Consider the following 12,357-nt stretch of genomic DNA (forward strand, 5'->3'; position numbering starts at 1 on the left):
GCCACCCCGGTACAAGAGATCGTGGCCGAAACCTTCGCCGAGGTACTGGGTGTCGAACGCGTCGGCCTGGATGACGACTTCTTCGAACTCGGCGGAAACTCGCTGATCGCGACCCAGGTCGCGGCCAGGCTCGGCGAGGCGCTGGACACCCAGGTACCGGTGCGCGCGCTGTTCGAGGCCGCCACCGTCGTCGCGCTGGCGGCGAAGGTGGAATCTGCCGTGGGGCAGGGCGGGCGAGCGCCACTGGTTCCGCAGGAGCGCCCCGAGCTGGTGCCGCTGTCATTCGCCCAGCAGCGGATGTGGTTCCTCAACCGGTTCGACAACCGCACCGCGGTGAACAACATCCCGGTCGCCATACGGCTGACCGGTGACCTCGATGTGGCCGCGCTCAGCGCGGCGATCGGCGACGTGCTCGCGCGGCACGAGGCGCTGCGCAGCGTCTACCCCGAGGTGGAGGGCACCGGCTACCAGCGTGTCCTGCCCGCCGCGGCGGCGGTCGAGCTGGTCACCGAACCGGTCGCCGCCGACGCGCTGCTCGCGCGGATCGTCGAGCTCGCGAGTGTCCACTTCGACGTGACCGGCGAGATCCCGTTCCGGGCTAACCTGCTCGCGGTCTCGCAGACCGACCACGTCGTGGTGCTGGTCATGCACCACATCAGCGCGGACGGCTTCTCGCTGCGTCCGCTGCTGCGCGATGTGGTGCTCGCCTACACCGAGCGCACCCGCGGCGAGGTTCCCTCGTGGACCCCGCTCGAGGTGCAGTACGCCGACTACGCGCTGTGGCAGCGCGACGTGCTCGGCGCCGAGGACGACGCGGAATCGGTCGCGGCACAGCAGATCGGGTACTGGACCGAGCAGCTGCGCGACCTGCCCGACCAGATCGAGCTGCCCGCCGACCGCCCCCGCCCGATGGTCGCCTCCAATGCCGGTGGCACACACAACTTCTCGGTCGACGCCGCATTGCACGGCGCGCTGGCCGAGCTTGCCCGCGCACGCGGTGTGACGCTGTTCATGGTCGTGCACGCCGCGCTCGCCGCCTGGGCGGGCAGGCTGTCCAACAGCACCGACATCGCGATCGGCACGCCGATCGCCGGCCGTGGCGAACGCGCGCTCGACGACGTCGTCGGTATGTTCGTCAACACGCTGGTGCTGCGCAGCGAGGTCGACCCCGCCGCCCCCTTCGGCGCGCTGCTGGACCAGGTGCGTCGCACCGACCTCGCCGCTTTCGCCAACGCCGACGTGCCGTTCGAGCGGCTGGTGGACGTGATCAGCCCGACACGCTCGCAGGCACATCATCCGCTGTTCCAGGTCGCGCTGACCTTCGAGGCCACCTCGGCGTCCGACATCGGCACCGTCGCGATGCCTGGCCTGGACCTCGAAGTCGTCGAATTCGACTCGGGCACAGCCAAGTTCGACGTCCAGCTGACTGTCGGCGAGACCACCGACGGTGGGCTGTCATTGTCGTGGAACTACGCCACCGAACTGTTCGACGCGGAAACGGTGGCCTGCTTCGCCGACCGTTTCGTGCGGATCCTGCGCGGCGTCGCCGACGATCCGGAGATCGCTATCGGCGACATCGATCTGCTCGGCGAAACCGAGCGCCTGGACGTCTCGCAGCGCTGGGTGTCCTCCGGCGCCGTCGAGGTCGACACGGGTATGTTCGCCGATCGGGACACCACGCTGGTGGCACTGTTCGACGCGGCGGCCGTCTCGTACCCGGACCGTATCGCGGCCCGGTTCGGTGTGGAGGAACTGACCTACGCCGAGTTGGACCAGCGCGCGAATGTCCTGGCGCGCAGGCTGATCAAGGACGGTGCCGGACCGGAGTCGCTGGTCGCGGTGATCCTGCCGCGCTCGCTGGACCTGGTGGTCGCGCTGCTGGCCGTGGTGAAGACCGGCGCCGGATACGTGCCGGTCGATCCGACCTACCCGGCCGACCGCATCGCCTATGTGCTCGCGGATTCCCAGCCGACCAGCGTGATCCTTGATTCCACGGTCCAGGTGACCGTGACCGTTCCGGCGCACCTGCCTACCGTCGTGCTGGATGGCTTCGCGGTGGAAACCGGCAACGTCGAGGACGCCGAGGACGCGCCGATCACGGACGCCGACCGGCGCGCCGCACTCATGCCGGACCATGTCGCGTACGTGATCTACACCTCCGGCTCGACCGGCCGCCCGAAGGGCGTCGCGGTCGCGCACCGGAACGTGGTGCGGCTGTTCGCGAACACCGACCGTGACTTCGGATTCGGACCCGACGATGTGTGGACGCTGTTCCACAGCTACGCCTTCGACTTCTCGGTGTGGGAGCTGTGGGGTCCACTACTGTTCGGCGGCACCCTGGTGGTGGTCGACTACTACACTTCCCGCTCGCCTGAGAACTTTTTGGAACTGCTGCGCGTCGAACAGGTCACGGTGCTCAACCAGACCCCATCCGCGTTCTACCAGTTGGCGGAGGCGGACCGGAATGCCGCGCCCGACGCCGCGCCGCTGGCGCTGCGCTACGTGGTGTTCGGCGGCGAGGCCCTGGAGCTGCGCAGGCTGTCGGATTGGGTCGCGCGCCACGGTGCCGGATCCGTCGGCCGCTCCGCACGCTCCGCGGCTGAGGCGCCGGTGCTGGTCAATATGTACGGCATCACGGAGACCACGGTGCACGTGTCCTATCGTGCGCTGGACGCCGCGACCATCGCGGCCGCCTCAGGCAGCGTGGTCGGCCGCGCCATCGCCGGTCTGCGGGTGTACGTGCTGGACAGCAGGCTGCGGCCGGTCCCGGTCGGCGTCGCGGGCGAAATATACGTGGCTGGACCACAATTGGCCCGCGGCTACCTGGGCCGCCCCGATCTGTCGGCTACCCGCTTCGTGGCCGACCCGTTGACGGCCGTGGCGGGCTCGCGGCTCTACCGCTCCGGCGATCTCGCGCGCTGGAACCGTTTCGGCGAGCTGGAGTACCTGGGTCGTGCCGACGACCAGGTCAAGGTGCGTGGTTTCCGCATCGAGCTCGGCGAGATCGAGTCGGCGATCCTCGCTCAGCCCGGTGTCGCCCAGGCCGCGGTCATCGTGCGTGAGGACCAACCCGGTGTTCAGCGGATCGTGGCCTACGTGGTCGCAGAACCCGGCGTAGAGCCGGTGCTCGACGAGGTCCGCGACGGCGCCGCCGAGGAGCTGCCGTCCTACATGGTGCCCTCGGCCATGGTGCGGCTGGAATGGATCCCGCTGACGGTCAACGGAAAGCTGGACCGCCGTGCGCTGCCCGCGCCCGCGGCACAGACTCGTTCGTTCCGCGCACCGGTCAACCCGGTGCAGGAGACCGTAGCGGAGGTGTTCGCCGAAGTGCTCGGCCTGGAGCGGGTCGGCCTCGATGACTCGTTCTTCGCGCTCGGCGGCGACAGCATCGTCTCCATCCAGCTGGTCTCGCGTGCCAAGGCGCGCGGCGTAGTGTTCACGCCGCGGGACGTCTTCGAGCAGCGCACGGTCGCGGGCTTGGCCGCGGTCGCCGAAACTGCCGAGGCGGCCGAGACTTCGGCCGCGACGCTCGCCGAACTGCCCGGTGGCGGGGTCGGCACGATGCCGTTGACGCCGGTGGTGCGGTTCATGGCGGAGCGCCGCGGTGCGTTCCGTCGGTACAACCAGACCTTCGCGCTGGAACTACCGGCCGGCATCGACCGCGCGGGCATCGCCGCGACGGTCGGCGCGGTCATCGACCGGCACGACATGTTGCGGGCGAGCCTGTACCGCGACGGCGGCGACTGGGTCGTCGAAACCGCCGCACCAGGCACGGTCGAGGTGGACACGCTGATCGACCGTACCGAGTTCGACGCGGGCATCGCGGACACCGAGCTGGTCGAGATCGCCTCGGCCGCACTGGATGCGTCGCTGGACCGGCTCGACCCGGCTGCGGGTGTGGTGATCCGGTTCGTCTGGCTCGACCCCTCCTCCGCCGACCGCGCCGGACGACTGATCGTCGTCGCGCACCATCTCGTGGTGGACGGCGTCTCGTGGCGCATTCTGGTGCCGGACTTCGTCACGGCATGGGGCCAGCGCACCGCGGGCCAGGCGCCCGAACTGGTCGCACCGGCCACGTCGATGCGCGCCTGGGCGCACGCGCTGGAACGCGCGGCGCACAGCACCGAGCGGGTGGCCGAGCTCGACTACTGGCGTTCGGTGGTCGGCGCGGCAGATCCGCTGCTGACCGAGCGTCCGATGGACCCGGCGGTCGACACCTCCGGCGTTATCGAGAAGCTTCGGGTCGAGGTGTCCGCCGAGGTCACGAAGGCCTTGCTCACCACGGTTCCCGCGCTGTTCCATGGCGGCGTGAACGACGGTCTGCTCACTGCGCTCGCGCTGGCGACCGCGAAATGGCGGGAGCGCCGGGCGGGTACCCGCGGTGACGATTCGCTGCTGATCCGCCTGGAGGGCCACGGCCGCGAAGAGGACGTCGTGCCCGGTGCGGACCTGTCGCGCACCGTGGGCTGGTTCACCGCGATCTTCCCGGTCCGCTTCGACCTGTCCGGCATCGACATCGATGCCGCGTTGGCGGGCGGCCCCGCGCTCGGCAAGGCGGTCAAGGCGGTCAAGGAGCAGCTGCTCGCGGTGCCGGACAAGGGTCTCGGCTATGGTCTGCTGCGCTACTTGAACGCCGAGACCGCGCCCGAGCTGCCGCGCGAACTGCCCGGCCAGGTGAGCTTCAACTACCTCGGCCGCGTCTCGGAGAGCGACGTGCCGAAGTCGCTGCGCGGCTTCGGCTGGATTCCCGCGCTGGAACTCGGCGAGCTGGACAACGGCTACGACGCAGACATGCCCGCGATCGCGCCGCTGGACGTGAACGCGATCGTGGTCGGCGACAAGCTGACCGCGCACATCGGCTACCCCTCGACTCTGCTGACCGCCACAGACGTGCGCGAATTCGGTGAGCTGTGGACCGTCGCGTTGGAAGCGGTTGCCACACATGCCAATTCGCCTGGCGCAGGTGGGCACACCCCGTCGGACTTCGCGCTCGTACGCAGTGGATCGGGGCGGGGGATAACGCAGCGCGACATCGACGGCTGGGAAGAGCGTTTCCCCGCGCTGGCCGACGTGTGGCCGCTCTCGGCACTGCAGGCGGGTCTGCTCTTCCATGCCCGTCTCGCCGCGAGCTCGGTGGATGTGTACACCGCCCAGACGGTGCTGACGCTCACCGGAAGAGTGGATGCTGCCCGGTTGCGTTCGGCCGCACAGGCTTTGGTGGACCGCTACGAGAACTTGCGCACCGCGTTCGTCACCGACAAGGACGGCAACCCGGTGCAGATCGTGCTCGACAGCGTTCGCGTCGAGTGGGCCGAGCACGACCGGATCGCCCACGGCGACGGCGACGACCTGATCGCCGCCGACCGCATGCGGCGTTTCGACCTGACCGCGCCACCGCTGATCCGCTTCACGTTGATCCAGGTGGCAGACTCTTCGGCAAAAGAAGGGGCCCGCTGGCAGTTCGTGGTGTCCAACCACCACATCCTGCTCGACGGCTGGTCCATGCCGCTGCTCATGCGGGACCTGCTGGTGCTCTACGCGGTGCACGCGGACACCTCGGGTGGGCTAGGGGGAGTGAACGCGGCTGGGTTCGGGGAAGGTAGCTCGGCGCTGCCCGCGGTCCGTTCCTACCGGCACTTCCTGGAATGGACCCGGCAGCAAGATCATTCGGCATCGCTGGCGGCGTGGGCGAACGCGCTGCGCGGTGTCGATGAGCCGACGCTGCTGGCCCGTCCGGATGCCGTTCGCGAGATCACCTCCTTGTCCGGCGAGTACTTCTTCGACCTGGACGAGAGCGCGACCGCGCGGCTGACCGCGCTGGCCGGGTCGCTCGGCATCACGCCGAACACCGTGCTGCAGACGGCATGGGGCATTCTGCTCGGCCGGATGACCAGCCGTGACGACGTGCTGTTCGGCGCCACCGTCTCCGGGCGTCCCGCGCAGCTGCCCGGCGTGGAAGCGATGGTCGGTCTGTTCATCAACACCGTGCCGGTGCGGGTGCGTTTCGATCCGTCGGAATCCGTGCGGGAGCTGCTGACCAGGACCCAGGGCGAGCAGGCCGACCTGCTCGACCACCACTACGTCGGCCTCGCGGACATCCAGGCAGGCGCAGGCATCGGCGGCCTGTTCGACACGCTCGTGGTGTTCGAGTCCTACCCGGTCGATGCCGAGGGCCTGCAGGCGCAGGCCGCGGACATCGACGGCATGGCGGTGGTCGGACTGGACGCGGCCGACGCCACGCATTACCCGCTGACGCTGATCGCGCAGCTGGATTCACGCCTGCGGGTACGCGCGGGCTACCTGCGCGACCTGTTCGACGAGCAGACGGTGCGCCGCATCGCCGACCGCCTGATCCGGGTGCTCACCGCGATCGTCACCGAACCCGACGTTGCCGTCGGTGACATCGAGCTACTCGACTCCGCCGAGCGTGAGCTGGTGGTGTCCGGCTGGAATGACACGGGATATGAGGTCGATCCGGCTGAATTGCTGGGCCGTTCCTCGAGCTCCACGGCCCTGACCCTGGCCTCGATGTTCTACGCCCAGGTCGAGCGCACACCCGAAGCGCCCGCGGTCACGTTCGAGGGGACAAGTCTGGCCTATGGCGAATTCGCCGGCCGGGTGAACCAGCTGGCACGCTGGCTGATCGCGCGCGGAGTCGGTGCGGAATCGTATGTGGCGTTGGGTATGCGGCGGTCGATCGATCTGGTCGTCGGCATGTACGCCGTGGCGGTAGCGGGCGGCGCGTACGTACCGCTCGATCCGGATCATCCGGCCGAGCGCACGGAATACATTCTCGGCACGGCCGATCCGGTGTGCGTGCTGACCTCCGGCAGTGATCTGGAGAGCGACACCGCGCAGGTGCGGATCGACCTGCTCGATCTGAGCGGGCTGTCCGAGGCGACGGTCACCGACGCGGAGCGCCGGGCGCCACTGCGTCCGTCGAACACCGCGTACGTGATCTTCACGTCGGGCTCGACCGGTCGACCGAAGGGCGTCGCGGTCTCGCACGCGGCCATCGTCAACCGTCTGGTCTGGATGCAGACCGCCTACCAGCTGTCCGCGGACGACGTGGTGTTGCAGAAGACGCCCGCGACGTTCGACGTGTCGGTGTGGGAGTTCTTCTGGCCCTTGCAGATCGGTGCACGGCTGGTGGTCGCGAAGCCGGACGGGCATCGCGACCCGGCCTACCTCGCCGAGATCATCAGCGCGGAGCGGGTGAGCGTCACGCACTTCGTGCCATCCATGCTCGCCGTGTTCGTGAGTTCGTTGGCGGCGTCCGCCGAACCCTCCGCGGTTACGGAGGCCGCCGCATCCGGGTCCGTCGCTCCCACCGCGTCCGACGCGGCCGCGGCGCGGTATGACGCGCTGCGGCTGGTGTTCGCCTCCGGTGAGGCGTTGCCGCCGAAGCCTGCACATCGTCTGCGCGAGCTGACCGGTGCGGCGTTGCACAACCTGTACGGCCCGACCGAGGCGGCGGTCGACGTCACGTTCCACGAGGTGGTGGACGCGGACGTCGAGACGGTCCCCATCGGAGCTCCGGTGTTCAACACGCAGGTGTACGTGCTGGATTCACGGTTGCGCCCGGTGCCGGTGGGTGTCGCGGGTGAGCTGTATCTGGCGGGCGCCCAGCTTGCGCGCGGTTACGTCGCGAGGCCGGACCTGACCGGTGACCGGTTCGTCGCCAACCCCTACGGGGAGCCCGGATCGCGGATGTACCGTACCGGCGACCTGGTGGCCTGGACCACCGGCGCGAGCGCCGAATCAGGCACAGCCGGTGAACTTGTGTATCTGGGCCGCACCGACTTCCAGGTGAAGCTGCGTGGTCTGCGCATCGAGCTCGGCGAGATCGAGTCGGCGCTGGCCGGACTGGACGAGATCGCGCAGGCGGTCGTGGTGGCACGCTCCGACGCGCACACCGGTGACCAGCTCGTCGCGTACGTCATCGCGGCGCAGGACGCCCCGCTGGACACCGATCTCGTCCGTGAGGACCTGGCGCTGCAGCTGCCCGCGTACATGGTGCCATCACTGGTGATCGTGCTCGACGAATTCCCGCTCAACGCCTCCGGCAAGCTGGACCGTAAGGCGCTGCCCGCTCCGGTGTTCGAGGCGGCGGTGTTCCGCGCCCCGACCACGCCGGTCGAGGAGATCGTCGCCACCACCTTCGCCGACGTGCTCGGCCTGGAACGGGTCGGCCTGGACGACGACTTCTTCGCGCTCGGCGGCAACTCGCTCAGCGCCACCCAGGTCGCGGCTCGGCTCTCCACCGCGCTGGACACCGATCTCGGCGTCCGTGAGCTTTTCGAGGCCTCCACCGTGGTCGCGCTCGCGGCACGCGCGGAGACCAGTGCGGGTACGGGCGCGCGGGTGGCTCTGACGCCACAGCCGCGGCCCGAGCTGGTCCCGCTGTCGCTGGCCCAGCAGCGCATGTGGTTCCTGAACCGCTTCGACCCCGAGTCGGCCGTCGACAACATCCCGGCCGCGGTGCGGCTGTCCGGTCTACTCGACCGGCAGGCGCTGCAGATCTCGGTCGCCGATGTGCTGGCCAGGCATGAGTCGCTGCGCACGTTCTACCCAGATATAGACGGCACCGCCCACCAGCAGACCGTACCCACCGGCAAGGTCATTCCCGACCTCACGCCGATCGAGGTCACCGAAGCCGCACTGCCCGAGCGTCTTTCGGAGTTCGTGCTGACCGCGTTCGACGTGACCGTCGAGGTGCCGTTCCGTGCACGGCTGTTCGAGATCAGCCCGACCGAGCATGTGCTCGCGATGGTGGTGCACCACATCTCGGCCGACGGGTTCTCCATGGGCCCGCTCACCCGCGACGTGATGACCGCCTATGGCGCCCGCGTCGAGGGCGGCGAGCCCGCGTGGCGGCCGCTGGAGGTCCAGTACGCGGACTTCGCGCTATGGCAGCGCAAGGTGCTCGGCGCCGAGAACGATCCGAATTCGGTGATCTCCGCGCAGATCGCGTTCTGGTCGGACGCGCTGCGCGGGTTGCCCGAGCAGCTGGACCTGCCTGCTGACCGCCCGCGTCCCGCGGTGGCCTCTGGCCGCGGTGCTACGCACACCTTCGAGATCGACGCCGAAACCCACGGCAGTCTCACCGAACTCGCGCGCACCAGGGGTGTGACGCTGTTCATGGTCGCGCACGCCGCGCTTGCTGTCCTCTTGTCTCGTTTGTCCGGCGAGGACGACATCGCCATCGGTACCCCGGTCGCAGGCCGTGGCGAGCGCGCGCTCGACGACCTGATCGGCATGTTCGTCAACACTCTCGTGCTGCGGACGCCGATCGATGGCGCCGCGACGTTCACCGATCTGCTGCGCGCAGTGCGGGTCAGCGATATCGCGGCGTTCGGGCACGCGGACCTGCCGTTCGAGCGGCTGGTGGAGATTCTCAATCCACCGCGTTCGCAGGCGCGGCATCCGCTGTTCCAGGTGATGCTGTCGTTCCAGAACACTGGCCACAACAGCCTCGAACTGCCCGGTTTGACGGTCAGCGCGGTGGACCTGCCCACCGACGTCGCCAAGTTCGACCTGCAGCTGGTGCTCTCGGAGCGCGTCGGCGCGACCAACGGCACCGGTGCGGCCCGGACCGGTATCACCGCCGAGCTGATCTACGCCACCGACCTGTTCGATCAGGACACGATGGCGACGTTCGGTCGCCGGTTCGACAGGCTGCTGAAGGCCGTTGCCGCCGAACCGGATCGGGCTGTCGGCGACATCGCGCTGCTGGATGAACGGGAGACCGAGCAGGCGCTGCGCGGATGGAACGACACCACGCAGATCGTGGACACCGGCGCGACGCTCGTGTCGATGTTCGCCGAGCAGGCCGCGAGCACGCCGGAAGCGGCGGCGCTGACGTTCGAGGGGACGAGTCTTGCCCACCCGTCGCCCGACCACCACCCCTCATCGAGTCGCTACGCGACGCTGACGTATTCCGAGTTCGCCGCGCGGGTGCGGCGGCTGGCCCGGCACCTGATCGCGCTGGGTGTGGGCCCGGAGACGATGGTCGCGCTGGGTATGCGTCGGTCGATCGATCTGGTGGTCGGCATATATGCGGTGGTGGAGGCGGGCGCTGCCTATGTACCCCTCGATCCCGATCATCCGGCCGAACGCGTGCGGCACGTGCTCGACACCGCTGACCCGGTGTGTGCGCTCACCACCTCGCGCGACGGTTTCGACGTCGACACGGACACCACCGTGATCGAGATAGATCAACTGGATCTGTCCGCGTATTCGGATGATCCGGTGACCGATGTCGAGCGGATCATGCCGCTGCGGCCGTCGAATACCGCGTACGTGATCTTCACGTCGGGGTCGACGGGACGGCCGAAGGGTGTGGCCGTCAGCCATGCCGCGATCGTGAACCGCCTGGTCTGGATGCAAACCGAATACGGTCTCGGCCCCTTCGATGTGGTGCTGCAGAAGACCCCGGCGACGTTCGACGTGTCGGTGTGGGAGTTCTTCTGGCCGATGCAGGTCGGCGCGCGGTTGGTGGTGGCGAAGCCGGACGGGCATCGCGATCCGGCCTACCTCGCGCAGGTGATCGTCGAAGAGCAGGTCACAACGGTGCACTTCGTGCCGTCGATGCTGTCGGTATTCGTAGCAGACGATCGGGTGCGCGAGTGCACCAGTCTGCGCAATGTCTTCGCCTCGGGTGAAGCGCTGCCCGCCGTGACCGCACAGCGGCTGCTGGCGATGACCCCGGCGTGGTTGCACAACCTGTACGGCCCGACCGAGGCGGCGGTCGACGTCACCTATCACGAGGTGACAGAGACCGATACGGTGTCGGTGCCGATCGGTTCTCCGGTGTTCAACACACAGGTGTACGTATTGGATGCGCGGTTGCGTCCGGTTCCGGTGGGTGTCGCGGGTGAGCTGTACCTGGCGGGCGCCCAGTTGGCGCGCGGTTATGTGGCGCGGGCTGACCTGACGGCGGATCGGTTCGTGGCGAACCCGTTCGCGGGGATCGGGTCCGGGGGCGAAGGCGGAGCGCGGATGTATCGCACGGGTGACCTGGTCACCTGGACGGCGAACGGTGAGCTGGAGTACTTGGGGCGGACCGACTTCCAGGTGAAGCTGCGCGGCCTGCGTATCGAGCTCGGGGACATCGAAACCGCACTCACCGCACACGATGCGGTCGCGCAGGCGGTCGCGCTGGTGCGCTCCAATGCGCGCACCGGTGACCAGCTGGTCGGCTACGTGGTGCCGACAGCGGACGCGACAGTGGACGTCGAGCAGTTGCGGGCGTACCTGTCCGCGCAGCTGCCGTCGTACATGGTGCCCGCCGCGATCGTAGTGATCGATGCCATGCCGCTGAGCCCCAACGGCAAGCTGGATCGGCGCGCGCTCCCCGAACATACCTATGAGGCACGGGCATTCCGCGCACCGTCCACGACGATCGAGGAGATTGTCGCGAACACCTTCGCCGAGGTGCTCGGCATGGCGGCCGCCGACGGCGAGCGCGCCGTCGGCCTCGACGACAACTTCTTCGATCTGGGCGGCAACTCGCTGATCGCCACCCGGGTAGTCGCCCGTCTCGGGGCCGCATTGGACACCGAGATCCCGGTGCGGATGCTGTTCGAGGCGCCGACCGTCGCCGCGTTGGCCGCGCGGGTAGCGCCGAACCAGGGCGCCGGACGCCGCCGTGAGCTGGTGGCTGGTCCGCGGCCGTCCCAGATTCCGTTGTCGCTGGCGCAGCAGCGGATGTGGTTCCTCAACCAGTTCGATGCGGCCTCATCGGTCAACAACATCCCGGCGGCGATCAGTTTGTCCGGTGATCTGGATGTTGCCGCGTTGCAGCAGGCTGTTGGTGATGTGGTCGCCAGGCACGAGATCTTGCGTACGGTCTATCCGGAACAGGGGCGGGCGGCGTATCAGGTGATTCTGCCCGCGGAGCGGGCGGTCCCGGACCTGACACCGGAGACGGTCGCTGCCGAGGATATTCGTCAGCGGATCGTCGAGGTGGTTTCCGCTGGATTCGACGTGACCGCCGAGGTTCCATTGCGGGCCAAACTGTTCCGCGTCACCGAGGATGCCGCGGCGGGAGCCGGCACCGAGTATGTCCTGGTGTTCGTCGCGCATCACATCAGCGCGGATGGTTGGTCGATGGGTCCGTTGACTCGTGATGTGATGGTGGCTTACGCGGCTCGCTCGGCTGGTGTGGAGCCTGGGTGGGCGCCGTTGGCGGTGCAGTACGCGGACTTCAGTCTGTGGCAGCGTGACGTGCTCGGCTCCGAAGCCGACCCCGAGAGCCTGTTCTCGCGGCAGGCCGATTATTGGCGTGCCGCGTTGGCGGGGTTGCCCGATGAGCTGAATCTGCCTGCTGATCGGGTGCGTCCGACAACGCAGTCG

At 68.6% G+C, this 12,357-nt stretch carries 1 protein-coding gene; it reads left to right on the top strand.

Annotated elements, in window-relative coordinates:
* Positions 1 to 12,357: amino acid adenylation domain-containing protein (locus tag AB0H00_RS31655; RefSeq protein ID WP_357273561.1), on the top strand; the 12,357-nt coding region annotated here is incomplete at both ends.

The organism is Nocardia sp. NPDC023852 (assembly GCF_040639505.1).
Taxonomy (GTDB): Bacteria; Actinomycetota; Actinomycetes; order Mycobacteriales; family Mycobacteriaceae; genus Nocardia.